24 protein-coding genes are annotated in these 23,056 nt (G+C 65.5%); 14 read left to right on the top strand and 10 right to left on the bottom strand.

Features of this window, described 5'->3' with window-relative positions; all coding sequences use genetic code 11:
• Positions 1-94 precede the first annotated feature (94 nt).
• The 6 genes from ftsH to B9A23_RS14300 all read left to right on the top strand — a co-directional run bounded on the left by ftsH (position 95) and on the right by B9A23_RS14300 (position 6,272).
• Positions 95-2,026: an ATP-dependent zinc metalloprotease FtsH gene (ftsH, locus tag B9A23_RS14325; RefSeq protein ID WP_084279755.1), complete on the top strand. Its 1,932-nt coding sequence runs from the start codon at positions 95-97 to the stop codon at positions 2,024-2,026.
• 211 nt (positions 2,027-2,237) lie between these two features.
• Positions 2,238-3,245 (top strand): ligase-associated DNA damage response exonuclease, encoded by a 1,008-nt coding sequence (locus B9A23_RS14320; RefSeq protein ID WP_084279754.1) that lies wholly within the window; start codon positions 2,238-2,240, stop codon positions 3,243-3,245.
• On the top strand, positions 3,245-4,840 hold the full coding sequence (locus B9A23_RS14315) for a cisplatin damage response ATP-dependent DNA ligase (protein WP_084279753.1): 1,596 nt from the start codon (positions 3,245-3,247) through the stop codon (positions 4,838-4,840). The genes B9A23_RS14320 and B9A23_RS14315 overlap by 1 nt, the downstream gene beginning before the upstream one ends.
• A 60-nt stretch (positions 4,841-4,900) precedes the next feature.
• A complete protein-coding gene (locus B9A23_RS14310; protein ID WP_084279752.1) occupies positions 4,901-5,089 on the top strand; it encodes a hypothetical protein in 189 nt (62 codons plus the stop codon).
• A gap of 62 nt (positions 5,090-5,151) precedes the next feature.
• Positions 5,152-5,571: a group II truncated hemoglobin gene (locus tag B9A23_RS14305; RefSeq protein ID WP_084279751.1), complete on the top strand. Its 420-nt coding sequence runs from the start codon at positions 5,152-5,154 to the stop codon at positions 5,569-5,571.
• Between the two features lie 62 nt (positions 5,572-5,633).
• Positions 5,634-6,272: a YoaK family protein gene (locus B9A23_RS14300; protein ID WP_084279750.1), complete on the top strand. Its 639-nt coding sequence runs from the start codon at positions 5,634-5,636 to the stop codon at positions 6,270-6,272.
• Here the strand turns inward: B9A23_RS14300 and B9A23_RS14295 are convergent.
• Genes B9A23_RS14295 through B9A23_RS14275 form a run of 5 tightly spaced genes read right to left on the bottom strand, consistent with a single transcriptional unit; the run spans position 6,269 to position 10,281 of the window.
• Entirely contained in the window at positions 6,269-6,550 is a 282-nt protein-coding gene (locus tag B9A23_RS14295; protein WP_084279749.1) for a DUF167 domain-containing protein, read from the bottom strand. The two genes, B9A23_RS14300 and B9A23_RS14295, sit on opposite strands and share 4 nt — an antisense overlap.
• Positions 6,531-7,112, bottom strand: coding sequence for a gamma carbonic anhydrase family protein (locus B9A23_RS14290; protein WP_084279748.1), 582 nt, complete (start codon positions 7,110-7,112; stop codon positions 6,531-6,533). The genes B9A23_RS14295 and B9A23_RS14290 overlap by 20 nt, the downstream gene beginning before the upstream one ends.
• A 20-nt stretch (positions 7,113-7,132) precedes the next feature.
• A complete protein-coding gene (locus B9A23_RS14285) occupies positions 7,133-7,669 on the bottom strand; it encodes a GNAT family N-acetyltransferase (RefSeq protein WP_254895126.1) in 537 nt (178 codons plus the stop codon).
• Between the two features lie 7 nt (positions 7,670-7,676).
• A complete protein-coding gene (gene hemB / locus B9A23_RS14280) occupies positions 7,677-8,669 on the bottom strand; it encodes a porphobilinogen synthase (protein ID WP_084279747.1) in 993 nt (330 codons plus the stop codon).
• A 40-nt stretch (positions 8,670-8,709) separates the two neighbouring features.
• A complete protein-coding gene (locus tag B9A23_RS14275) occupies positions 8,710-10,281 on the bottom strand; it encodes a M23 family metallopeptidase (RefSeq protein ID WP_254895125.1) in 1,572 nt (523 codons plus the stop codon).
• 133 nt (positions 10,282-10,414) lie between these two features.
• Here B9A23_RS14275 and B9A23_RS14270 point away from each other — a divergent pair, with 133 nt between their 5' ends.
• A complete protein-coding gene (locus tag B9A23_RS14270; protein ID WP_254895124.1) occupies positions 10,415-11,461 on the top strand; it encodes a DUF3667 domain-containing protein in 1,047 nt (348 codons plus the stop codon).
• A gap of 112 nt (positions 11,462-11,573) precedes the next feature.
• Entirely contained in the window at positions 11,574-12,092 is a 519-nt protein-coding gene (locus B9A23_RS14265) for an EF-hand domain-containing protein (RefSeq protein ID WP_084279813.1), read from the top strand.
• Between the two features lie 83 nt (positions 12,093-12,175).
• Here the strand turns inward: B9A23_RS14265 and clpA are convergent, their stop codons facing one another.
• The gene (gene clpA / locus B9A23_RS14260; protein ID WP_084279745.1) at positions 12,176-14,551 is read right to left on the bottom strand and encodes an ATP-dependent Clp protease ATP-binding subunit ClpA; all 2,376 of its coding nucleotides are present in this window, start codon (positions 14,549-14,551) and stop codon (positions 12,176-12,178) included.
• Between the two features lie 168 nt (positions 14,552-14,719).
• Positions 14,720-14,938 carry a DUF1192 family protein gene (locus B9A23_RS14255; RefSeq protein WP_084279744.1) on the bottom strand — a complete coding sequence of 73 codons (219 nt, stop codon included), beginning with the start codon at positions 14,936-14,938 and terminating at the stop codon, positions 14,720-14,722.
• Positions 14,939-15,031: 93 nt separating this feature from the next.
• On the opposite strand from B9A23_RS14255, the gene B9A23_RS14250 reads away from it, so the two are divergent.
• Positions 15,032-16,030 carry an NAD(P)H-quinone oxidoreductase gene (locus B9A23_RS14250; RefSeq protein WP_084279743.1) on the top strand — a complete coding sequence of 333 codons (999 nt, stop codon included), beginning with the start codon at positions 15,032-15,034 and terminating at the stop codon, positions 16,028-16,030.
• 74 nt (positions 16,031-16,104) lie between these two features.
• On the opposite strand, the gene B9A23_RS14245 is transcribed toward B9A23_RS14250, so the two are convergent.
• From B9A23_RS14245 to B9A23_RS14235, 3 genes are all read right to left on the bottom strand, one after another.
• A complete protein-coding gene (locus B9A23_RS14245) occupies positions 16,105-16,809 on the bottom strand; it encodes a DUF1013 domain-containing protein (protein ID WP_084279742.1) in 705 nt (234 codons plus the stop codon).
• A 128-nt stretch (positions 16,810-16,937) separates the two neighbouring features.
• The gene (locus tag B9A23_RS14240; protein ID WP_084279741.1) at positions 16,938-17,288 is read right to left on the bottom strand and encodes a bactofilin family protein; all 351 of its coding nucleotides are present in this window, start codon (positions 17,286-17,288) and stop codon (positions 16,938-16,940) included.
• 7 nt (positions 17,289-17,295) lie between these two features.
• Positions 17,296-18,468, bottom strand: a complete 1,173-nt coding sequence (locus B9A23_RS14235; RefSeq protein WP_084279740.1) for a M23 family metallopeptidase — start codon at positions 18,466-18,468, stop codon at positions 17,296-17,298.
• Positions 18,469-18,745: 277 nt separating this feature from the next.
• On the opposite strand from B9A23_RS14235, the gene B9A23_RS14230 reads away from it, so the two are divergent.
• The 5 genes from B9A23_RS14230 to B9A23_RS14210 all read left to right on the top strand — a co-directional run bounded on the left by B9A23_RS14230 (position 18,746) and on the right by B9A23_RS14210 (position 23,000).
• Positions 18,746-20,023 carry a glutamate-5-semialdehyde dehydrogenase gene (locus tag B9A23_RS14230; RefSeq protein ID WP_084279739.1) on the top strand — a complete coding sequence of 426 codons (1,278 nt, stop codon included), beginning with the start codon at positions 18,746-18,748 and terminating at the stop codon, positions 20,021-20,023.
• Positions 19,987-20,676: a nicotinate-nucleotide adenylyltransferase gene (locus B9A23_RS14225; RefSeq protein WP_084279738.1), complete on the top strand. Its 690-nt coding sequence runs from the start codon at positions 19,987-19,989 to the stop codon at positions 20,674-20,676. The genes B9A23_RS14230 and B9A23_RS14225 overlap by 37 nt, the downstream gene beginning before the upstream one ends.
• Positions 20,677-20,785: 109 nt before the next feature.
• On the top strand, positions 20,786-21,178 hold the full coding sequence (gene rsfS / locus B9A23_RS14220; protein WP_084279737.1) for a ribosome silencing factor: 393 nt from the start codon (positions 20,786-20,788) through the stop codon (positions 21,176-21,178).
• Between the two features lie 171 nt (positions 21,179-21,349).
• Complete coding sequence (locus B9A23_RS14215) at positions 21,350-21,775, top strand: 23S rRNA (pseudouridine(1915)-N(3))-methyltransferase RlmH (protein WP_084279736.1); 426 nt, start codon at positions 21,350-21,352, stop codon at positions 21,773-21,775.
• Between the two features lie 7 nt (positions 21,776-21,782).
• Entirely contained in the window at positions 21,783-23,000 is a 1,218-nt protein-coding gene (locus tag B9A23_RS14210) for a murein hydrolase activator EnvC family protein (RefSeq protein ID WP_084279735.1), read from the top strand.
• Positions 23,001-23,056 lie beyond the last annotated feature (56 nt).

The following is a 23,056-nucleotide window of genomic DNA, read 5'->3' as shown; positions in this document are numbered from 1 at the left end:
AAAACCACAATCGCGTTATATTGCGATTCACCGGGTCACCCCTACATTGGCCCATGAGCACCGCCGCAGCGGCGGGCAATGCGGAAAGACAGCGATGAACGACGACCAGCCCCAGGGCAATCCGTGGATCAAGAGCCTCCTCGTCTGGGGCGGCATCTTCCTCGCGCTTCTTCTGGTGGTTTCCATGTTCGGCTCGCGCGTCGAACAGAACGCGACGACGATCCCCTACTCCGCCTTCCGCTCGCAGGTGGCAGAGCAGCAGGTCCGCTCGGTCGAGATTTCGCCCGATCGCATCACCGGCACCCTCAAGAACGGCGGCCAGTTCGCCACCATTCCGGTGCCCGGCGATTCGGATCTGCCCAAGCTGCTGCAGGACAATGGCGTACAGTACGCCGGCAAGGCGGCCGAACAGCCGAACATGCTGATGTACATCCTCGTCAATTCGCTGCCGTTCCTGCTGATCCTGGGCGTTGCCTTCTTTGCGCTGCGCCAGGTGCAGAAGGGTGGCGGTTCGGGCGCGATGGGCTTTGGCAAGTCGAAGGCCAAGCTGCTCACCGAACGCCAGGGCCGCGTGACCTTTGACGATGTCGCCGGCATCGACGAGGCGCGCGAGGAACTTCAGGAAATCGTCGAGTTCCTGCGCGATCCCTCGCGCTTCTCCAAGCTTGGCGGCCAGATTCCCAAGGGTGCGCTGCTGGTCGGCTCGCCCGGCACCGGCAAGACCCTGCTCGCCCGCGCCATTGCCGGTGAAGCAGGCGTGCCATTCTTCACCATCTCCGGCTCGGACTTCGTCGAGATGTTTGTCGGCGTCGGCGCTTCGCGCGTGCGCGACATGTTCGAACAGGCCAAGAAGAACGCGCCGTGCATCGTCTTCATCGACGAAATCGACGCAGTCGGCCGTCACCGTGGCCATGGCCTGGGCAATTCGAACGACGAGCGCGAGCAGACGCTCAACCAGTTACTCGTCGAGATGGACGGTTTCGAGGCCAACGAGGGCATCATCATCATCGCGGCGACCAACCGCCCCGACGTGCTCGATCCCGCCCTGCTGCGCCCCGGTCGCTTCGACCGTCAGGTGGTCGTGCCGATCCCCGATATCGAGGGCCGCGAGAAGATCCTCTCGGTGCACATGAAGAAGGTGCCGCTGGCGCCCGACGTCAACCCGCGCTCGATCGCCCGCGGCACTCCCGGCTTCTCGGGTGCGGATCTCGCCAACCTCGTCAACGAGGCTGCCCTGCTGGCCGCGCGCCGCAACAAGCGCCTTGTGGCGATGCAGGAGTTCGAGGACGCCAAGGACAAGGTGATGATGGGCGCGGAACGCCGCTCCATGGTCATGACCGACGACGAGAAGAAGATGACCGCCTATCACGAGGCCGGCCACGCCATCGTCTCGATCAACGAGCCGGCATCCGACCCGATCCACAAGGCCACGATCATCCCGCGCGGTCGCGCTCTGGGCATGGTCATGCGTCTGCCCGAACGGGACAGCTACTCCTACCACCGTGACAAGATGCACGCGAACCTCTCGGTCGCAATGGGTGGCCGCGTCGCTGAAGAGCTGATCTTCGGCCACGACAAGGTCTCCTCCGGCGCATCGTCCGACATCCAGTATGCCACCTCGCTGGCGCGCTCGATGGTCACCAAGTGGGGCATGTCCGACAAGCTCGGACCCCTGCAGTACGAGGACCAGCAGGAAGGCTACCTCGGCATGGGTGGCTCGCAGCGCCTGTTCGCCTCGGACGAGACCAACAAGGTCATCGACAGCGAAATCCGCAGCCTGGTGGATGGGGCCCACGCCCGCGCCACCGACATCCTCAAGACCCACGAGGACAAGCTGCACCTGCTGGCGCAGGCCATGCTCGAATATGAAACCCTCTCGGGTGACGAGATCAAGGAACTGATGGAGAGCGGCAAGCTCGACCGTCCGCAGAACCCCACCGGTTCCACGCGCCCGACGACGGCGCAGGGCTCGGCTGTTCCGCGCGCGGGCAAGAAGTTCGGGTCGGCCAATCCGCAACCGGCCTGATCGGCGTCATCGGATGAAAAGCAGGGGCGCGCCGCAGGGCGTGCCCCTTTTTTTATGCCTGCCCCGGCTTGCCTCCACCCTTGGTTCAGCCTGCTGAAGCGGGTTGCCGACCTTGCCGTGACCTGCCGCTCACCTGCCCTTCACCTCCCCCTCACCTGAACCGGCCTCTTGGGCAGTGGAACAAGCCGGGCCTGCCGTCCATTCTACACCGATGGCACCTCCTTTCTCCTGGCTGCGACCTGAACCGCACGGGCTCTACATCGTACCCGCCGACGCCTGGATAGACCCGGCGCGCCCGGTCGACCTCGCGCTCGTTACCCATGGTCACGCCGATCACGCGCGCGGCGGGCACGGCACGACTGTCGCCACGCCCGAGACCATCGCCATCATGGGGCTGCGCTATGGCGTGGTCGAAGCCGGGGCCCGCGCCGTTGGCTATGGCGATACGATCGCGCTTCGCGGTAACGTCAAGGCAACCTGGGTTCCGGCGGGGCACGTCCTCGGCTCGGCGCAGATCCTGCTCGAACATGCCGGTGAACGGGTGGTGGTGACGGGCGACTACAAGCGGCGCGCCGACCCTACCTGTCCGCCGTTCGAAGTCACGCCATGCGATGTCTTCGTGACCGAGGCGACCTTCGGCCTGCCGGTCTTCCGCCACCCGCCGATTGCCGACGAAATGGCCAAGCTCCTGAAAGCGCGCGAAAACGAACAGGGTCGCTGCGTGCTTGTCGGCGCCTATGCGCTGGGCAAGGCGCAGCGTGTCATTGCCGAACTGCGCGAGGCGGGGTTTACCGAAACGATCTGGCTGCATGGCGCGATGGAGCGGATGTGCCGGCTATATGAAGACCACGGCGTCGACCTTGGCGATCTCAAGGCGGTGGCCGGTGTGCCCAAGGCGGCGCTGGCCAACAGCATCGTGATCTGCCCGCCATCGGCGCTCAACGATCGCTGGAGCCGCCGCCTGCCCGATCCCGTCACCGCCATGGCCTCGGGCTGGATGCGGGTGCGCCAGCGGGCGCGGCAGCGCAATGTCGAACTGCCGCTGATCATCTCCGACCATGCCGACTGGGACGAACTGACCACGACGATCCGCCAGGTGAACCCGGCCGAGACCTGGGTCACCCATGGCCGCGAGGAAGCGCTGATTCGCTGGTGCGAACTGAACCAGCGCAAGGCCCGCGCACTGGCGCTGGTCGGGTACGAGGACGAGGACGACTGATGGAGCGTTTCGCTGCCCTGCTCGACGCGCTCGTGCTCACCCCGTCGCGCAATGCCAAGCTGGCACTGCTGGCCGAATACTTGCGCGAGACGCCCGATCCGGACCGTGGCTGGGCCCTGGCGGCGCTGACCGACGGGCTCGATTTCCCGGCCGTGAAAGCCAGCCTGATCCGCAGCCTGATGGCAGAGCGGATCGATCCCGTGTTGTGGACGCTGAGCCGCGATTACGTCGGCGATACCGCGGAATGTGCCAGCCTGCTCTGGCCGGAACCTCTTGGCGACCGGCTGCCCGCGCCTTCGGTCGCCGAAGTGGTCGAGACTCTCCATGCCACCACCCGCACGACCGCGCCGCGTATCCTGACGGACCTGCTTGACCGTCTTGACGTCAATGGTCGCTATGCCCTGCTCAAGCTTGCCACTGGCGCCATGCGCATCGGCATTTCGGCGCGGCTGGCAAAGGTCGCATTTGCGCAGGCCTTTGACGTGAGCGTCGAGGATGTCGAGGAATACTGGCACGGGCAGGCTGCGCCCTATCTGACGTTGTTCGATTGGGCGGCGAATGGCGCTGCCCCACCGCGCACCGATCTGCTGCCGCTGTTCCGCCCGTTCATGCTGGCTCATCCGCTTGAAAGCGAAAGCCTCGACCTGTCGGAATTCGCCGCGGAGTGGAAGTGGGACGGCATCCGCGTCCAGATCGTTCACGTTGCCGGTGAAACCCGCGTCTATTCGCGCAGCGGCGATGACATTTCCGCAACCTTCCCCGAAATTGCCGCAGCGCTGACAGTTCCCTGTGTGCTCGATGGTGAATTGCTTGTGCGCGGCGCGCACCAGGGCGGCGAGACTGGCGGTGCTGCCAGCTTCAATGCGCTGCAGCAACGGCTCGGACGCAAGACCGTTTCGAAAGCGATGCTGGCCGAATCGCCGGCATTCGTGCGCCTTTACGATCTGCTGATCGAGGACGGCGAGGACTTGCGCGAATGGGCATGGGAACAGCGCCGCGCCCGGCTCGAGGATCTGGTGCCGCGGCTCGATCAGGCCCGCTTCGATATCTCGCAAGTGATTGCGGCGAAGACCTTCGACGACCTCGCAGAGATCCGCTCCCGCGCGCGCGATGAGGCGATCGAGGGCGTCATGCTCAAGCGGCGTGACAGCCCGTACGTGGCGGGGCGACGCACCGGCCTGTGGTACAAGTGGAAGCGCGATCCGCTGCTGATCGATTGCGTGCTGATGTATGCGCAGCGCGGGTCCGGCAAGCGTTCTTCTTTCTATTCCGACTACACCTTCGGCTGCTGGAATGGCGATCCCGATCAGGGCGCAGAACTGTTGCCGGTGGGCAAGGCCTACTTCGGGTTCACTGACGAGGAACTGAAGTGGCTCGATCGCTACGTGCGCCAGCACACAGTGGGCAAGTTCGGCCCCGTGCGCGAGACCGACAAATCGCTTGTGTTCGAAGTGGCGTTCGATTCGGTCCACGCAAGCAAGCGCCACAAGTCCGGCGTTGCCATGCGCTTCCCCCGCATCAGCCGCATCCGTGCCGACAAGCCCGCGCACGAGGCTGACCGGCTCGAAACATTGCGGAGCCTTATCGCAGACTGACCCTGGCGGAACTGCGCGCGGTGACTGCCGTTGTCGGACAAACCATGGGAGAGAACGATAATGGCCAACCTGCTGCTCGCTGCGCCTGCCTACGCTCTTGGCCGGATGGCGTGGACGTCGTTGCGCACCGGGAGTGAATGGACGCGCTACCGGCAGTGGGATGCGGTTGCCACCAACTGGGCCATCGGCGCCGTTCTCGGGGGCATGGCGGCAGGGCTGGCCGCCAAGGCACTTCCCCACCACGATTGACCTTCTGCCCGATTGATCGATCGCAATGTCGCGGGGCTGCTGCGCGGGCATGACACAGGCTCATGATCCCTGCATGGAGCCAAGCCTTGCCCGTAGACACTCCCGTCCGGTCACCCTACGAACGCATTGGCGGACTGGGCGAATTGCGCCGCATCACGGACCGCTTCTACGATCTGATGGAAACGGACCCCGCCTTTGCCGCGCTGCGTGCCATCCATGCCGACGATCTTGGCCCCATGCGCGATTCACTTCCCGGCTTCCTTGCCGGGTGGAGCGGCGGTCCGCGTGACTGGTTCGAGGCGCATCCCGGCAAATGCATGATGTCGATGCACAAGCCGTTTGCGATCACGCGCGAGACCGCCGCGCAATGGGCAGACTGCATGGAGCGAGCGATTGCCGACGCCAAATTGCCTGATCCGGACATTGCCAGGGCGCTCTGCGATGTTCTGGGCCAGATGGCGCGAGGGATGGCGCGCCCATAGTTCCTGCCCTGTTTCCCCTCGCCTGATTCCCTTTGCTTCCAAGCCGCGCTAGAAACCTTCGCGTGATCGTCAACGACCGCCAGCGCCGCGTATTTGCCACCGCTCTTGCCGCCATGGCCGGTTTTGTCGATTCGGTCGGCTTTCTCTCGGCCCACGGCTACTTCGTGTCGTTCATGTCGGGCAATACGACGCGTCTGGGCGTGGCATTAGGCACTTCCCCCGGGGATGCCCTGGTGCCGGTGCTGCTTATCCTCGGCTTCATCGCAGGCGTGACCGGCGGTGCGCTGCTGTCGGAGAGGGCGGGGACCTTTCGCAAGCCGGCTGTGCTGGGTCTTGTCACCCTCTTGCTGATCGCGGCCTCGCTCGCCCGCGCGGCTGAAGGGGAAGCGGTCATGATAGCCGCGCTGGTGCTGGCGATGGGCGCGCTCAACAACACCTTCCAGCGCAATGGCGAGGTGACAGTGGGGCTAACCTACATGACCGGCGCACTCGTCAAGCTGGGGATGGGGCTGGCCCGCCGCCTGTCCGGACATCGCGATTCGGGCTGGTTGTCGTGGGCGCAACTGTGGGCCGGGTTGCTTGCCGGTGCGGTGCTCGGGGCATATCTGCAGGATCGCCTGCCGCTTGGCTGCCTGTGGATCGCGAGCGCATGGGGTGCGGCCATGGTGGCCGTCGCCTTCCGCTTTCCGGCCGAGGGCTAAAGCGGAATCCGGAACAGCTTTTCGCGGGAAGTTGCGCCGCGCAACATCTCGACTTTCGATGGAGCAACGCTAAGCGCCCGCGCCAGCAGATCGCCGACGGCTGTGGTCGCCTTGCCGTCCTCGGGTTTGGCGCGCACTTTCACGGCGACGGCGCCATTCTCGATCGTGATGCCCTCGCTTCGCGCGCCCGGCGTCACTCGGACGGCCAGCTGTCCCTCGCCATCTGCCAGCGCGCGCAAGGCGGCGGCAGGTGGCAGTTCAACCTTCGGTCGCGCCATGGCTTGCTGTCTCTACAGCGTGCTTGTGTGCCTTGCCGTTGTGCACATAGTGCGCGACGCCACGTTGCATGTCGGCAATCGCCGCCTCGGTGAGGTCGCGCATGTGGGCGGCGGGCCGTCCGCCCCAGAGCTGGCGCGCGCCGATGCGCTTGCCGCCAGTCAGCATCGCACCCGCTGCCAGCATGCCGTCGCTCTCGATGTGGGCGCCGTTCATCACGATGGCGCCAAGGCCAATGAAGCCGCGATCCTCGACCACGCAGCCGTGAACCATGGCAAGGTGACCCACCAGCACGTCCTCGCCAAGGATCGTGGGAAAGCCTTCCGGTCGTCCCGGCGTGGCGCTGTCGCAGTGGAGGACGCTGCCATCCTGGATGTTCGTCCGCGCGCCGATGCGGATGAAGTTCACGTCGGCGCGCAGCACGCAGTTGTACCAGATGGACACGTCCGGCCCGATCTCGACATCGCCGATGATCCGGCATCCCGGGGCGATGAAGGCACTGTCGTGGATGCGCGGGCTCTTGCCGTTCATCGGGATGATCGAAACGTCAGGGTACTTGTGCATCCTCGGCCCTCTGATTGCTGTCATGCCAGCTTGCGATAGACGATGTGGGGCCGCAGCGGATCGCCTGGGGCCAATGCCGGGTGCTCGAAATCCAGCTCGGGCATCCGCTCCATGCCGAGCCGTTCCATCAGGCCCCACGAGCGCACGTTGCCAGCCACCGTCATCGCGCGAATTTCGGCAAGCTTGAACTCGCCAAAACCCCAGTCGAGACAGGCCTGTGCCGCCTCCCGGGCATAGCCCTGGCCCCAGCCGTGGTGCGCCAGTCGCCAGCCGATCTCGGCATGGCCATGCAGCGGTGTGCCCTCAGGCCCGGGCTTGATCCCGCAGAAGCCAAGGAATGCGTCATCCTCGAGCCGCTCCAGCGCCCAGAAGCATTGTCCGTGATCGCGCTGGAAACCGCGCATACGCTCCAGCGCTGCGGCAACGTCCTCGTGGCTCAGTGGTGCGCCGAGGAATTCCATCACGCGCGGGTCGTTGCACATTGCATGAAACGGAGCCGCGTCGGCATCGCGCCACTCGCGCAAGGCAAGGCGCTGCGTTTCCAGGCGGAATGTCACGTGGCGATCAGGCGCCCATCAGGCGCGCCGCATGGGCCGCGTGATACGTCAGCACGCCCGAACAGCCCGCGCGCTTGAACGCCAGCAAGGTCTCGAGCACCATTGCATCGCGATCGGCAGCGCCTGCGGCTACCGCGTGCTCGATCATCGCGTATTCGCCGCTGACCTGGTAGGCGAAGACCGGCACGCCGAAGGTGTCCTTTACGCGGGCCGCGATGTCGAGATAGGGCAGGCCGGGCTTGACCATGACGCTGTCGGCGCCTTCGGCCAGATCCATCTCGACCTCGCGCAGCGCTTCCTCGGCGTTGCCCGGGTCCATCTGGTAGGTCTTCTTGTTGCCCTTGAGCAGCCCGCGCGAGCCCACCGCATCGCGGAACGGGCCATAGAACGCCGAGGCGTACTTGGCGGCATAGGACATGATCTGGATGTTGACGTGGCCCTCACCTTCGAGCGCCTCGCGGATCGCGCCGATGCGGCCATCCATCATGTCGGACGGGGCGATGATGTCGGCCCCGGCGGCGGCCTGGTTCAGGCTCTGGCCAACCAGCACCTCGACGGTCTGGTCGTTGAGCACATAGCCGGCATCGTCGATCAGCCCGTCCTGCCCGTGGCTGGTATAGGGATCGAGCGCAACGTCGGTCAGCACGCCTATATCGTCGCCACAGGCCTGCTTGATCGCGCGGATGGCGCGGCACATCAGGTTGTCGGGGTTGAGCGCTTCCTTGCCGTCCTCGCTGCGGCGATCGGGCTGCGTGTTGGGAAACAGCGCGAGACACGGGATGCCGAGCGCCACGGCTTCCTTCGCCCGAGCGACAATGCCATCGACCGACCAGCGCGATACGCCAGGCAGCGAGAGGATCGGATCCTCCACGCCGTCACCCTCGGTCACGAACAGCGGCCAGATCAGGTCGGCCGGCGTGACGAGCACCTCACGGTGCATGGCGCGGCTCCAGGCGGTGGCACGGGTGCGGCGCAGGCGAGTCATCGGATAGCTGGTCATGGCCAGCAGGCCTAGCCTTCCGAAGCCTTGCCCGCAATGATCAGCGCGCGTTTGCCGGGATGGCGGTGATCTGTGCCAGCTTGTTGCGGAACGCGGCAAGTTGCGCCGGGTCGACCGTGGCGCGCTGGACGATGGCCGTCATCGACATGGGGTTTACCGTCTGCCCCCCGCGATACATCTCGTAGTGGAGGTGCGGGCCGGTGGACAGGCCGGTCGAGCCGACGTAGCCGATCACCTGGCCCCGCCGCACGGTCATGCCAGGTGCCACGGCGATGCGGCTCATGTGACCATAGCCGGTGCCGATCCCGCCGCCGTGATCGAGCCGGACATAGTTGCCGTGCCCGCCATGCCAGCCGGCAAAACTCACCCGGCCATCGGTCGCGGCATAGATCGGCGCGCCCCAGCTTGCGGCGAAATCGATGCCGGCGTGCATGCGGACATAGCCCAGGATCGGGTGCCGGCGAGCGCCGTAGTTCGAGGTGATGCGACCGTTGACCGGCGCACCGAGGAAGCCGGTCGTCTGTTGCGACCCTTCCGCCATGCTTTGCGGCGAATAGAAACCGCCGTCGTTGCCCCAGCGCAGCAGTTGCAGCACCGGCTTTCCGGCACGGACGACACCAGCATAGAGCAGATCACCTGCCTGCTGCTCGCCACTGCCCGCGCGGCGATTGGCGAAAACGAGGTCGAATTCGTCGCCCGGCGCGATTTCCTCGAACGCCATGTGTTCATCGATGGTGCGCAAGTAGTCCTGCACGGCCGAGGCCGGCGCACCGGCAGCGCGGGCCGAGCGATAGAGGCTGGCGCCAACGATGCCACGGATGCGCATCGGGCGCGTATCGACGGCAATGGCATTGGCGGCCAGCGCCAGCGCGCCGCCGCTGCGCCGGATGTCGAGCGCCAGATCGAAGCGTGGGCGGAACGACAGTTGCTCAAGCGGGCGCGGCTGCGCCGGGCTTGTGCGCGCACCCAGCCGGATCGCAAAACGCGTGCCTTCGGGGATGCTCCCCGGCTTGACCTGGCCGCCCACGAGATCGAGCACGCGGACGATGTCAGTGCTGGCAAGTCCGGCGCGCTGCAACATCCGCGGGAAACTGTCACCGGCGCCCAGGGTGGCGCTCAGGTCGATCGTCTGGCGTTCCGGCGCGGCGGCCAGCGGAACGACGGCTGCCGTCGAATTCATGTGGCGACCGCTGTCTGCGCCAAGCGCGAGCGGTCGGATGCCCCCGACGCGAAATTCATCGCGCGCCGCATCGTCGATGGCGGTCATTGGCGCGGCTTGCAGCGGCGCGAAGCTTGGCCACATCAGGACAGCGGCAGCGCCAAGGCCGAGCATGGTGGCAAAGCCGCGGAACCAGCGCGCACTGCCGATGTCTTCGGCAAGGTCGGGCGCCAGATCGGCTCTTGCAAACCAGCGCTCGACCGGAATGACAATGCGGGACCAATGGCTGGCAAGCGCCTTGCGCGCCTCAGCAATCCGGTCAAATCGCGGTGGTCCGGAGGTGGACGCGGGGCCATGGTGTGCGGCGCGCAGCGGCAGGGGCGTGGTGCGCTGGCCGAAGCCGCCGCCGCCCGCGCCTGCCAGCGCCATCATCTGATCCCGCGGTGTGAACACGTGCGTCCTGTACCCTCTTGGCTCCGGCAGTGCACCTGTAAGGTTAATCTTACGTGAAATCGCGCCATCTCAAGGGTGTGGCGGGATCGTTCGGCCAAGGCTATGACAGGGCGCGAACAGGGGGAGCAAGGGGTTGAGCGGGACGGAAACCTTTGGCGGCATGGCGGAAGCCTTTGCTGCGGCGCGCACGGTGGAACCCTCTGCAGGAGAGTATGCCGGCGACCGTGGTCATACCCACGAATCTGCATGCCTCAATTGCGGTACGGCGCTCGTCGGCAGCCATTGCCATGCCTGCGGGCAGGCCGCGCATGTCCACAAGACGCTGGGTGCCTTCTTCCATGACCTGCTGCACGGCGTCTTCCACTTCGAGGGCAAGATCTGGCGCACGCTGCCCCTGCTGATCACGAAGCCGGGAAAGCTTACCCGCGAATACATCGACGGCCGGCGCGCCAGCTATGTCTCGCCCATCGCGCTGTTCCTGTTCTGCATGTTCCTGCTGTTTACCGCGATCAATTCGATGAGCGGTGATTTCAGCAAGACCACGGCAAATTCGCTCGAGACGGCCTTGCAAAGCGAGCGCAAGGACCTCGTCGAACTGGAAGCGCACCGGAAGGATCCGACGGAAACCGCTGCCGATCGCGCGAAAGTCGATGCCGCCATCGCCGAAACGCGCAACAACATCGCCACGCTGGAGAAGGTGAAGTCCAGCGGCATCACCGTGTCGGGCATCGACACCAGCGATTTCGAAAACGGGTCGGATATCCCCGCGCTCAACGAGGCAATCGCCAAGTGGAAGGCCAATCCCGGCCTCGCGCTCTACAAGGTGCAGACCTACAGCTACAAGCTGAGCTGGGCGCTTATCCCGATCTCGGTACCCTTCCTGTGGCTGCTGTTTCCGTTCAGCCGCCGCTTCGGGCTCTACGATCACACGGTATTCGTCACCTATTCGCTGTGCTTCATGACGCTGCTGGGGATCGTGGTGATGATTGGCGTACGCTTCGCTCTGCCGGGGCTGGGCCTGCTGGCACTGGTGCCGCCGATCCATATGTTGCTCCAGCTGCGCGGCACCTACGGGCTGAGCTGGTTCGGGGCATGGCTGCGGACCTGGTTCCTCAGCATGTTCTCGTTTGCGGCGCTGATGCTCTTTGCGACGCTGATCCTTGTCGAGGCTGGCGGGTAAGGTTCTGGATAACGCCGGAACCCGTTACTCGCCGCGCCCGTTGGCAGACAGCACGCATTCATCTTGCCCGGCTAGCTTGCAGCGCGGCAAAACCCAGCTTCGGAGATCTGCCATGCGGCGCACGCACAAGGCCCTCGCCCTGCCCATCCTCGCTCTTGGCCTGCCCCTCGCAGTGCTGAGCGGCTGCGGCGATACCGAGAAGGATACCGGTCCCGAAGTCGTGCCGGAAGCTTCAGCACCCTTCGTCGCCCCGTCGGAAGTACCGGCTGCGGTCGTGCCGCCCGCGGATAACCCGCTTGGCAGTTTCGACCGGCTGGCGGTCCAGGCGGACGGACAGATCTCGAGCGCGGTCTACGCCAAGGCAGCGCAGCAATTGTTCGAGATGATGGACGTGGAGCACGACGGCAATCTCAGCGCCGAGGAACTTGCAGCAGGCGCCAGGCTGCTGGTCCAGATCGACGGGATGACACCCGACGCCTTGCTCAAGATCGCCGACAACGACAAGGACGGAAAGATCAACCTTTCCGAGTGGATGGCCTATCACAATGGCCGCTTCACCCGGTTTGACAGCAATGGCGATGGCATGATCAGCCGCGCCGAATGGGATGCGGCGATCAAGCCAGCTTCCTGATCGCGGCGGATCGCGCGGCCAAGCGCAGCAAAAAGGGCGGCACCTCGCGATGCCGCCCTTCTCTTTTGCGTGTTGCTCGAGGCTTATTCGGCTTCGTCGGCGCTCGTCTCGGGCGCGGCGCTTCCGGCCTTGCCCTTGCGGGCCTTCTTCTTGACCAGCTTTGGCGCAGCCGGCGTCAGTTCGAAGGAGAGGGCGCCATCCTGGCCATCCTCCTGCTTGAGGCTGACGTGCACCTCGCCGCCATTGGCGAGCTTGCCGAACAGCAGCTCCTCGGCGAGCGGCTTCTTGACCTTCTCCTGGATCAGGCGGGCCATCGGGCGGGCGCCATAGAGCTTGTCGTAGCCCTTCTTTGCCAGCCAGCTGCGCGCGTCGGCATCGAACTGGATGTGGACGTTCTGTTCGGCAAGCTGCAGTTCGAGCTGCAGCACGAACTTGTCGACCACGCGGCTGACGACTTCGGGCGGCAGGTAGCCGAACGGCACGATGGCATCGAGCCGGTTGCGGAACTCGGGCGTGAACATCTTCTTCACCGCCTCGTCACCCGCATCGGCCTTCGAGACATCGCCAAAGCCGATACCCTGGCGCGCCATGTCCGAAGCACCCGCGTTGGTGGTCATGATAAGGACCACGTTGCGGAAATCGACGGTCTTGCCGTGGTGATCGGTCAGGCGGCCGTTGTCCATCACCTGCAGCAGGATGTTGAACAGGTCGGGGTGGGCCTTCTCGATCTCGTCGAGCAGCAGGACGCAATGCGGCTGCTGGTCGATCGCATCGGTCAGCAGACCGCCCTGATCGAAGCCGACATAGCCCGGAGGCGCACCGATCAGGCGCGAGACCGAATGGCGCTCCATGTATTCGGACATGTCGAAGCGCTGCAGCGGAATGCCCATGATCTGGGCAAGGCTGCGGGCAACCTCGGTCTTGCCGACGCCGGTGGGGCCAGAGAACAGGAACGAGCCGATCGGCTTGTCCGGATCGCGCAGGCCTGCACGGCTGAGCTTCATCGCCGAGGACAGCACCTCGATCGCCTTGTCCTGACCGAACACGAGGCGCTTGAGGTCACGCTCGAGATGTTCGAGCACCTTCTTGTCGTCCGAGCTGACCGACTTGGGCGGGATGCGCGCCATCGTTGCGATGACCTGCTCGATCTCGCGTGCGGTGATGGTCTTCTTGCGCTTGTTCGGCGGCACCAGCATCTGCATTGCGCCAACCTCGTCGATCACGTCGATCGCCTTGTCGGGCAGCTTGCGGTCATTGATGTAGCGCGCCGAAAGCTCGACCGCGGTCTTGATCGCATCGGGCGTGTACTTGACCTTGTGGTGTTCCTCGAACGCGGTGCGCAGGCCACGCAGGATCTTGATGGTATCCTCGATGGTCGGCTCGTTCACGTCGATCTTCTGGAACCGGCGCAGCAGGGCGCGGTCCTTTTCGAAGTGGTTGCGGAACTCCTTGTAGGTGGTCGAGCCGATGCAGCGGATCGTTCCGCCCGACAGCGCAGGCTTCAAGAGATTCGAGGCATCCATCGCGCCGCCGCTGGTCGCGCCGGCACCGATCACGGTGTGGATCTCGTCGATGAACAGCACTGCGTGCGGCATCTTCTCGAGCTCGGAGACCACCTGCTTGAGGCGTTCCTCGAAATCGCCGCGATAGCGCGTGCCGGCCAGCAGGCTGCCCATGTCGAGCGAATAGATCACCGCTTCGGCCAGCACTTCGGGCACTTCGCCTTCGACGATCTTGCGCGCGAGGCCCTCGGCAATCGCCGTCTTGCCCACGCCCGGATCACCCACGTAGAGCGGGTTGTTCTTCGAACGGCGGCACAGGATCTGGATCGTGCGATCGACTTCCGGCCCGCGTCCGATCAGCGGATCGACCTTGCCGCCCAGCGCCTTCTCGTTGAGATTGACGGTGAACTGGTCGAGCGCGGTTTCCTTCTTCTGGCCCTTGGCGTCGGCCTTTTCTTCCTGCTGCTTGGGCGCTTCCTCTTCAGCACCCTTGGGCGTGCGGCCATCGACCTGACGCCCGCCCTTGCCGATGCCGTGGCTGATGAAGCTGACCGCATCGAGGCGGCTCATGTCCTGCTGCTGCAGGAAATAGACCGCGTAGGAATCGCGCTCGGAGAACAGCGCGACCAGCACATTGGCGCCGGTGACGGTGTCCTTGCCCGAGGACTGCACGTGCAGGATGGCGCGCTGGATCACCCGCTGGAACCCGGCGGTGGGCTGCGGATCGGCCTTTTCCTGCGTCTTGAGCGACTGGTATTCCTGGTCGAGGTACTGGCGCACCACGTCGCCAAGATCGCCGAGGTCCACGCCGCAAGCCTGCATGACCTGCGCCGCATCCGGATCATCGATCAGGGCCAGCAGGAGATGCTCGAGAGTCGCGTACTCGTGGCTGCGCTCGGACGCATTGGCGAGCGCGGTGTGCAGCGTTTTCTCGAGACTCTGGGCGAAACTTGGCATCGTGCGGCTACTTTCTGGCTTGCGCCGGTGGGTTCTCCGACATGGAGAGTGCACACGCGTTATTAACCCGGGCTAAACCACGTGTGAGGGTGAGAACAGATGCCCGAAAGGCACCCGTATCCTGGCGGATATGGTAACGCCCTTCGGCAAAGGGAAGGGCGCCCGAATTCATCCTGCCTCGCCAGTAGGGGGAGGCGTCCGAAACAGCGCTTCTGCGGCGGCGCGATGGGCGCTGGCCTTGTCGCGATGGGCGACGGTGCGCACGATTTCCAGTTCAAGCAGGCGAATGCGCTCGTTCAGTTCGTCGTGCGAATAGGAGTCGAGCACCTCGGTTGCCAGCTGGCTGGCCAGATCCCCTTTCGGGCGCGGGCGCTCATCAAGGTCCATTGAGGACACTTTGTGCGCCGCAATGCCTTGCTGTCAACGCCTTGCGTGGCTACCCACGGCGAATTGGTATTCAAGGTTAACAGGGGCTGCTTGATGACCGCCATTCCAGAGACGATGACGGCTATCGGTTGGGACGCGCCCGGCGGATCCGAAGTTCTGCGCCCCGAGCAGGTCGCGGTACCGCAGCCCGGGCCGGGTCAGGTGCTGATCAAGGTCGCCTTCGCCGGGGTCAATCGCCCCGACGTCGTCCAGCGCCAGGGCTTCTATCCGCCGCCCGCCGATGCCTCGCCCCTGCCCGGGCTCGAAGTGTCGGGGCAGGTCGCCGCCATGGGCGAAGGCGTGACCTGGCCGTTCACCGGCACCATGGTCTGCGCGCTCGTGGCAGGTGGTGGTTATGCGCAGTACTGCATTGCCGAGGCGGCGCAGTGCCTGCAGGTGCCCACCGGCCTGTCGATGGCCGAGGCTGCAGCCATTCCCGAAACGCTGTTCACCGTCTGGCACAACGTCTTCGAACGCGGCATGGCCGCGCCCGGAGAGACCATCCTTGTCCACGGCGGCACCAGCGGCATCGGCTCGATGGCAGTGCTGCTTGGCAAGATGTTCGGCATCACCGTGATCGTCACGGCGGGCGGGCCTGAAAAGTGCGCCCAGGCGCTGCAGATCGGTGCGGCGCACGCGATCGACTACAAGGCCAGCGATTTCGTCGAGGAGGTCAAGCGCATCACCGAAGGGCGCGGCGTGGACATGGTGCTCGACATGGTCGCGGGCGATTATGTGGCACGCAACCTGAAATGCCTTGCCGATGACGGACGCCACGTGACCATCGCTGTGCAGGGCGGCGTCAAGGCGGAACTCAACATGGCCGAAGTCATGCGCCGCCGCCTTACGCTAACGGGATCGACGCTGCGTCCGCGCTCCAAGGCATTCAAGGCCGCGCTTGCCGCCGAAATCCGCGATACGGTCTGGCCGCTCGTCGCCACCGGAGAACTGCGCCCGATCATGGACAGGACTTTCGCGCTGGCCGAAGCGTCGTCCGCGCACGCCCGCATGGAAGAGGGCAGCCATATCGGCAAGATCGTCCTGGCGGTCTGACTTTTTATCGGCGCAAAGAAAAAGGGCCGCCCCTTCGCAAGGGCGGCCCTTCTTCGTGTCGGTGAAGCCGGACCTCAGCTGTCCGAGATGCCCTCGGCGCGGCGGGCAGCAAGCCATGCGGCGGCTTCTGCTTCCTGCGCGGCTTCCGATGCGGCCTTGGCCGAGGCCTGACGCTCGGCACGCAGTTCCTCGATCAGGGCCTCGCGGTCGGTACCAAGGCGCAGCGCGGCTTCGCCATTGTCTTCGATGCCAGCCTTCTTGGCAGCCTTGGCGACCAGCGAATCGAGTTCACGCTGCGAGCACAGGCCCAGCGTTACCGGGTCCTTCGGGTTGATGTTGCCGATGTTCCAGTGGCTGCGATCGCGGATCGCGGCGATGGTGGTGCGCGTGGTGCCGATCAGCTTGCCGATCTGCGCGTCCGAAACTTCGGGATGGTTGCGCAGGATCCAGGCGATGCCGTCCGGCTTGTCCTGACGCTTGGAGACCGGGGTGTACCGCGGGCCCTTGGTGCGGCTGACCGAGAGCGGCGCGCGCTGCATCTTGAGCTTGTATTCCGGATTCGCCTGGCCCTTGTCGATCTCGGCCTGGTTGAGTTCGCCCGAGTGCAGCGGATCGCGCCCGGTGTACTTCTGCCCGGCAAGGTCATCGGCCATGGCCTGCACTTCAAGGATGTGCAGCCCGCAGAACTCGGCGATCTGCTCGAAGGTCAGCGCGGTGTTGTCAACGAGCCAGGACGCGGTGGCGTGCGGCATCAGCGGATACGTGGGCTGGTTGCTCACGGACAATCTCCCGAAAAAAGCGGTCCCGCGAAAAGCGGATACAATAAGGGCCGCCCCTTTCGGAGCGGCCTTGAACCCTGCCGATGTAAGCCGGGAATGGCGAATCAGCAAGTTTTTGTTTGGCGGGCCTAGCTGACCAAGGTGAGCGAAGGTTCCTCGCCGGTCTTCACGCGATGGGCAAAGCGGCCATCGACCTGTGCGCCCTGCTCGATGGTCAGCGCGTCATAAGTGACATCGCCGTGGATTCGCGCGCTCTTGAGGATCACCAGTTCGCCCGCCTCGATCGAGCCGTGCACCGTGCCCGAAAGCCGTGCGCTCTGCGCCTTGATCGCGCCGGTCACTGTGCTCTTCTCTCCCTGCACCAGCGAGGCGCAGGTGATGTCACCTTCGACGCTGCCGTCGATGTGCAGGTCGGCCGTGGCGGACAGATCGCCCTTCACGGCAAGATCGGCGCCCAGCACGGAAAAAGTTGCGGCCATGGTCGTGTTACTCCCCGCCAGAAACGTTGATGTGGTGCGCGACGTTTCCGGCGCTGATTTCCTGAACATGCCTGTTTGCCTCAAGGAAGGGGCGCGGATTGACCGGACGATCGTTGATCCGCACTTCGAAATGGAGATGGGGCCCGGTCGAGCGCCCGGTGTTGCCGATCTTGCCGATCTCGCCACCGGCATCGACTTTCTGGCCGATCCGCGCTTCGGTACGCGACATGTGGGCGTAACGGGTCATCAGGCCGTTGCCATGGCTGACCTCGACGACATTACCATAGCCCTGGCGCTGGCCTACGAAGCTGACCGCGCCGGCAGCAGCGGCATAGATCGGTGCGCCCACCGGACCGCGGAAATCGAGCCCGGCGTGGAAGGCCGCGCCGCCGGTGAACGGGTCGGAGCGATAGCCGAAGCCGCTCGAGATATATTCAAGGCTCGCGGGCAGGGTGTTGGGGATGCGCCGCAAGCCCTTCTCTAGCTCCGCCATCCGCTCAAGGCTGGCGCCAAGGCGGGCAAAGCGCGGATCGACGCTTTCGTCGCTGCCGGTGAACAGGCGGATCAGCGGACCGCCCATTCCGTTTCCGGCCTGCGCTTCGCGCGTTGATGCGCGCAACATTGCCGGATTGAGGCCGACGCGGCGGATCGCGGTTTCGGCCTGCACGGCGCGGGCATCGGCAAATCGCGTCAGGCGTTCGATGAAGGCAAGCTGGCGCGCTTCCACTTCGGCAAGGCGCCTTGCTTCGGGCAAGACCATCGAAATCTTGCGCACGGTCTTTTCGGCTTCACCGCTGCTGTCCGACACGGTGCCTTGCGGCAGGTCCCGGGGCAGTTCGCCTATGGTGCCTTCGATAGCCTTCTCGATGAAGTCCTGACGGCGAGCGAGATCGTCGGCGACGCCTTCAAGGCCGCCGCGGTACTTCTTCACGCGGCTTTCGGCCGATGCCACGGCGGCCTCGCGTTCAAGCAGCGCGGCGTGATCGCGCGCGGCGGTGAATTGCGAAAACAGCGTTGCCGCCATGACGATCAGCCACAGCAGCACGGCTCCGGCAATGCCGGCGGCAACCCCCATCTGCAGGCGCGAGGAAATGCGGATGAAGCGGACTTGGCCCTGCGAGCGCATGAAGAACTCGCGCTCGGGGAACCAGCTTCTGACGCTCGCCAAGGCGCTGGCCATGGCTGGCGCAGCCCTTAAGCGGGCAGGCTTGATCGATGGCACAGGCAGGCGACCCCCGTCGTTTTTCTGCGTGGTTTGGTTAATTCAGATCCCGTCGCGGCGCGGGTTAGCGATCGGGTTCCCGACTGGCGAATCGGAATCGGTCCGAGCGCGTTGAAACGTGTGAGTCCCCCGATGAATCGTTTGAATCGTTGTGACCGTTCTCACCACAGGCACGATCCCGTAGCGAATCGTGGGAAGGATGACAGCCTTACATGCCGGTGCTACTGGGGCACCCATGTCCAGCCAGCCCGCCACGCTCGCCCAATCCATGACCGATCTGGTCGAAGGTCTTGCCCGCGCCGCCCGCACGGCGCAGCGCCAGCTGGCGCGGATGGATGCGCCGGCAAAGGAGCGGGCACTGAAACTGGCCGCGGCGGCCTTGCGCACGGCAGAAGCGGAAATCCTTGCCGCCAACGCGCAGGACATGGCCAATGGCGAGGCAAACGGCCTGACTGGCGCGATGCTCGATCGCCTGAAGCTCACGCCGGAACGCCTGGCTGGCATTGCCGATGCCGTCGATCAGGTTGCCAGCCTTGCCGATCCGGTCGGCGAAGTCATTTCGGAAGCCGCGCGTCCCAACGGCATGGTGCTGCAGCGTGTGCGTATCCCGGTCGGCGTGATCGGCATCATCTATGAAAGCCGCCCGAACGTGACTGCCGACGCCGCCGCGCTTTGTGTGCGATCGGGCAATGCCACGATCCTGCGCGGCGGCTCCGAAGCGGTCCATTCCAACCGCGCCATTCACGAGGCACTGGTTGCAGGGCTGGTCGAAGGCGGCGTGCCCGCCGAGGCGGTGCAGCTCATGCCGACGCAGGACCGTGCCGCCGTTGGCGCCATGCTCGCGGCCGCCGGCCTGATCGACATGATCGTGCCGCGCGGGGGCAAGAGCCTTGTCGCTCGCGTGCAGGCCGATGCCCGCGTGCCGGTGCTTGCCCACCTCGACGGGATCAACCACACCTTCGTCCACGCCGCAGCCGATCCGGCCATGGCCAAGGCCATCGTGCTCAACGCCAAGATGCGCCGCACAGGCATTTGCGGCGCGATGGAAACGCTGCTGATCGATGCGACCTATCCCGATCCGCACGGGCTCGTCAAACCGCTGCTCGATGCAAGGTGCGAACTGCGCGGCGATGCCCGCGCCCGCGCCATCGACCCGCGCATCGTGCCTGTGGCCGCCAATGACTGGGACACCGAGTATCTCGACGCGATCCTCTCGGTCGCCGTGGTCGATGGGCTGGACGAAGCGCTGGCGCACGTCTCTGCCCACGCCTCGGGCCATACCGACGCCATTGTCACCGAGGAGCAGGCCGTGGCCGACCGCTTCCTCACCGAAGTCGACAGCGCGATCGTCATGCACAACGCCTCGAGCCAGTTTGCCGACGGCGGCGAATTCGGCCTCGGCGCGGAAATCGGCATTGCCACGGGCCGGCTCCACGCACGCGGTCCGGTCGCTCTGGAAGGGCTGACAACCTATAAGTGGCTCGTGCGCGGCTCGGGGCAGGTCAGGCCCTGAGAAATCCCGCCGCGCCCCTGACTGGCCTGTTCGGCGGCAGCTTCAATCCCGCGCACGGCGGCCACCGCCGCGTCACGCTCTTCGCGATTTCGGCGCTGGGGCTGGACGAGGTGTGGTGGCTGGTCTCGCCCGGCAACGTATTGAAGCCGGTCGAAGGCATGGCGCCGCTCGAGGCGCGACTGGCCTCGGCACAGCGGCAGAGCCGCAATGCCCCGATCCGCGCCACCGCGATCGAGCGCGAACTGGGGACGCGATTCACGGTCGACACCCTGCGCGCGATCAGGCGGCGGTACCCCAGGCGGCGCTTCGTCTGGCTGATGGGGGCCGACAACCTCGCGCAGTTCCACAGGTGGAAGCACTGGCGGCAGATCGCACGTGAGATGCCGATTGCGGTGATCGCGCGTCCGGGTTATGATTCGGATGCCCTGGCAAGCCCTGCCATGGCCTGGCTGCGCCGCTGGCGCCAGCGGCCCGGACAGTTCGTCTCCGGCGCAATGCGGAGCGCTCCGGCGCTGACCATTCTTCGCTTCGATCCCGACCAACGGTCTGCCAGCGCGATTCGCGCAAGAGATCCGGACTGGTCCCGCCGCTACGCACAGGCGGCGCTGCGCGATGCGGTTACGCATCGTCTCGTAAAGCGAGGAAAATCCTGAGCGCGCAACACCTTGATCCATGTTCCGCCTGGGTGCGGAGCATAGAAACTCTTGCGCGTTCCAACCGTTATCACTTGACTCTTGAGCCACGGAGGCCATTTCGCGCATCATGACCAGCGTACAACCGCTGTCGGCCAATGCCGGCACCGCTCCCAAAACCCCTTACACCCCTGCCGCGCTGCACGATCTCGTGCTGCAATCGCTTGACGATGATCAGGCGCAGGAGGTGGTTTCCATCCCGCTCGAAGGCAAGAGCTCCGTTGCCGATTACATGGTGATCGCCTCGGGCCGCTCCACCCGGCAGGTCGCCGCCATGGCACAGAAGCTGTCCGAGCGGATCAAGCACGGCGGTTTCGGCCACGTGCGGATCGAAGGTCTTCCGGCGGCGGACTGGGTGCTCATCGATGCGGGCGACGTGGTCGTTCACCTCTTCCGCCCAGAAGTGCGCACGTTCTACAACCTCGAGCGCATGTGGGCCTTCGGAGACGCTGGCGCGGCGTGATTCGTGAAGTGCGCCCTTGGCATCCGCCAAGGGCTTGCGGCACCAGCCCACTCCCCCGGCCCGACCACCCGAAGCCTACCCGGTGAGGTGGTCGCCACGGAGGAGCGGTCTGGTGCCGCTGCTTTTCCTCAAGGGATTCTCTTGCGGTGTAAATCCCGCTAGACCGCTTCCATGCTGCTCCACGTCATCGCCCGCGGGAAGATTGGCCGGTCGCCGGAGGCGGAGCTGGTCGAGCGCTATGCCAAGCGCATTTCGTGGGGCTGGAAGATGACGGAGCTGCCCGACCGCGGCGGCACCGTCCCACCGCCATCGCAGACACCTGCCCGCACAGTCGCCCTCGACGAGCGCGGCAAGCAGCTGACCTCCAGCGAATTCGCCGCGATCCTGGGCCGCTGGCGCGACGATGGCGTGCGCGAAACGCGGTTCCTGATCGGCGCTGCGGACGGTCATGATGATCCCTTGCGCGAATCCGCCGATCTTCTGATCGCGTTCGGCAAGGCGACCTGGCCGCACATGATGGCCCGCGCCATGCTGGCCGAACAGCTCTGGCGTGCGACCAGCATTCTTGCTGGCCATCCCTATCACCGCGAGGGATAGTGGCGGCATGACGTCACGCCTCGCGTTCATTTTCATGTGTCTGGGCCTTGCCGGTGTCGCAACGTGGCAGGCCACGGCGCAGCAGGCGGCGCCTTACGCCGATGCAGGTGAAGCGGGCGAAGTGCTGCGGCGTGCAGGCCAGGCCCTCGCCCAATCGCGCGCCCGTGCCGAACATCTCGAAAAGGCCGCCCGCAAGGCCACCGCAGAGGCCGATCGCACCGCGCGCGAAGCGGCAGCCGTTGCCGCGCGCATCCAGCAATCCGAGGCCGAGATCCAGCTGGCGCAGGCAAAGATCATGCTGATCGACCGCCAGCGTGAGACTCTGCGCGGCAAGATGGCGCAACGGCAGGAACCGGTGGTGCGGCTGACCGCCGCGTTGCAGATGATGGCGCGGCGCCCGCTGGCCTTCGGCCTGGTGCGTTCGGAATCCCTTCGTGACACGATCTACCTGCGTGCGGTCATGGAAACCATGTTGCCCGAAGTGCGCCGCCGCACCGCTGGCCTGCGTGCCGAGATCGTACGCGGGCGCAAGCTTCAGGACGCCGCTCGCCTTGCCGCCACGCAATTGCGCGATGGCGAGAAGGTGCTCGGCCAGCGCCGTACCGAACTTGCCGCACTGGAAAGCCGGCAGCGCCTTGCCTCGCGCAATGCCCAAGGCGTGGCCAGCCGCGAGGCTGACCGTGCGATGGCCTTGGCCGAACAGACCCGCGACCTGACCTCGCTTGTCGGCAGGCTGGAAGAGGACGGGGCGTTGCGGGCAAGCCTTGCGGCGCTGCCCGGCCCGATCCTGCCGCCCAGCCGCCCGGGCGAAGTGTTGCGCGTGGCCGATGCTCCACCGCCAATTCTCGCCACTGCCGCGCCGCGCCTGCCATGGATCATGCCGGTTGCCGGCAGACTGGTCGCCGGCTTCGGAGCGGCCACGCCGACCGGGCCGTCCAAGGGCATAGCGATCGCCACCGCAGCGGCGGCGCAGGTGGTCTCGCCTGCAGCAGGACGGGTGGCCTTTGCCGGGCCCTATCGCGGCTACGGCAGCATCGTGATCATCGAACACGATGGTGGCTGGACCACGCTCGTGACCAATCTTGGCAGCATTGCCGCGCTGACCGGAGAGAAGGTCGTGCAGGGATCGCCGATCGGCACCACCGGCCCCGGTCGCCCCGTGTTGGGGGTGGAGTTGCGGCGCGATGGCGCGCCGGTCAACCCGCTGAACCAGGTGAGCGGCTGACCTGGGCGCATGCAGGGCTTGTCCAACTGGGCGCCCCCTGCCCCAAAACCTCATCT

This window comes from Novosphingobium sp. B1 (assembly GCF_900176395.1).
Taxonomy (GTDB): Bacteria; Pseudomonadota; Alphaproteobacteria; order Sphingomonadales; family Sphingomonadaceae; genus Novosphingobium.
This window is presented reverse-complemented; position numbering and strand designations above follow the sequence as displayed.

What these genes read in the sequence shown, in the direction of transcription:
- B9A23_RS14315 (WP_084279753.1), top strand. Translation starts at nt 3,245, where the DNA reads ATGGAGCGTTTCGCTGCCCTGCTCGACGCGCTCGTGCTCACCCCGTCG.
- hemB (WP_084279747.1), bottom strand. Translation starts at nt 8,669, where the DNA reads ATGACCAGCTATCCGATGACTCGCCTGCGCCGCACCCGTGCCACCGCC.
- B9A23_RS14235 (WP_084279740.1), bottom strand. Translation starts at nt 18,468, where the DNA reads ATGGCCAGCGCCTTGGCGAGCGTCAGAAGCTGGTTCCCCGAGCGCGAG.
- B9A23_RS14230 (WP_084279739.1), top strand. Translation starts at nt 18,746, where the DNA reads ATGTCCAGCCAGCCCGCCACGCTCGCCCAATCCATGACCGATCTGGTC.
- ftsH (WP_084279755.1), top strand. Translation starts at nt 95, where the DNA reads ATGAACGACGACCAGCCCCAGGGCAATCCGTGGATCAAGAGCCTCCTC.
- clpA (WP_084279745.1), bottom strand. Translation starts at nt 14,551, where the DNA reads ATGCCAAGTTTCGCCCAGAGTCTCGAGAAAACGCTGCACACCGCGCTC.
- rsfS (WP_084279737.1), top strand. Translation starts at nt 20,786, where the DNA reads ATGACCAGCGTACAACCGCTGTCGGCCAATGCCGGCACCGCTCCCAAA.
- B9A23_RS14320 (WP_084279754.1), top strand. Translation starts at nt 2,238, where the DNA reads ATGGCACCTCCTTTCTCCTGGCTGCGACCTGAACCGCACGGGCTCTAC.
- B9A23_RS14255 (WP_084279744.1), bottom strand. Translation starts at nt 14,938, where the DNA reads ATGGACCTTGATGAGCGCCCGCGCCCGAAAGGGGATCTGGCCAGCCAG.
- B9A23_RS14215 (WP_084279736.1), top strand. Translation starts at nt 21,350, where the DNA reads ATGCTGCTCCACGTCATCGCCCGCGGGAAGATTGGCCGGTCGCCGGAG.
- B9A23_RS14290 (WP_084279748.1), bottom strand. Translation starts at nt 7,112, where the DNA reads ATGCACAAGTACCCTGACGTTTCGATCATCCCGATGAACGGCAAGAGC.
- B9A23_RS14250 (WP_084279743.1), top strand. Translation starts at nt 15,032, where the DNA reads ATGACCGCCATTCCAGAGACGATGACGGCTATCGGTTGGGACGCGCCC.
- B9A23_RS14240 (WP_084279741.1), bottom strand. Translation starts at nt 17,288, where the DNA reads ATGGCCGCAACTTTTTCCGTGCTGGGCGCCGATCTTGCCGTGAAGGGC.
- B9A23_RS14310 (WP_084279752.1), top strand. Translation starts at nt 4,901, where the DNA reads ATGGCCAACCTGCTGCTCGCTGCGCCTGCCTACGCTCTTGGCCGGATG.
- B9A23_RS14295 (WP_084279749.1), bottom strand. Translation starts at nt 6,550, where the DNA reads ATGGCGCGACCGAAGGTTGAACTGCCACCTGCCGCCGCCTTGCGCGCG.
- B9A23_RS14305 (WP_084279751.1), top strand. Translation starts at nt 5,152, where the DNA reads ATGATCCCTGCATGGAGCCAAGCCTTGCCCGTAGACACTCCCGTCCGG.
- B9A23_RS14210 (WP_084279735.1), top strand. Translation starts at nt 21,783, where the DNA reads ATGACGTCACGCCTCGCGTTCATTTTCATGTGTCTGGGCCTTGCCGGT.
- B9A23_RS14265 (WP_084279813.1), top strand. Translation starts at nt 11,574, where the DNA reads ATGCGGCGCACGCACAAGGCCCTCGCCCTGCCCATCCTCGCTCTTGGC.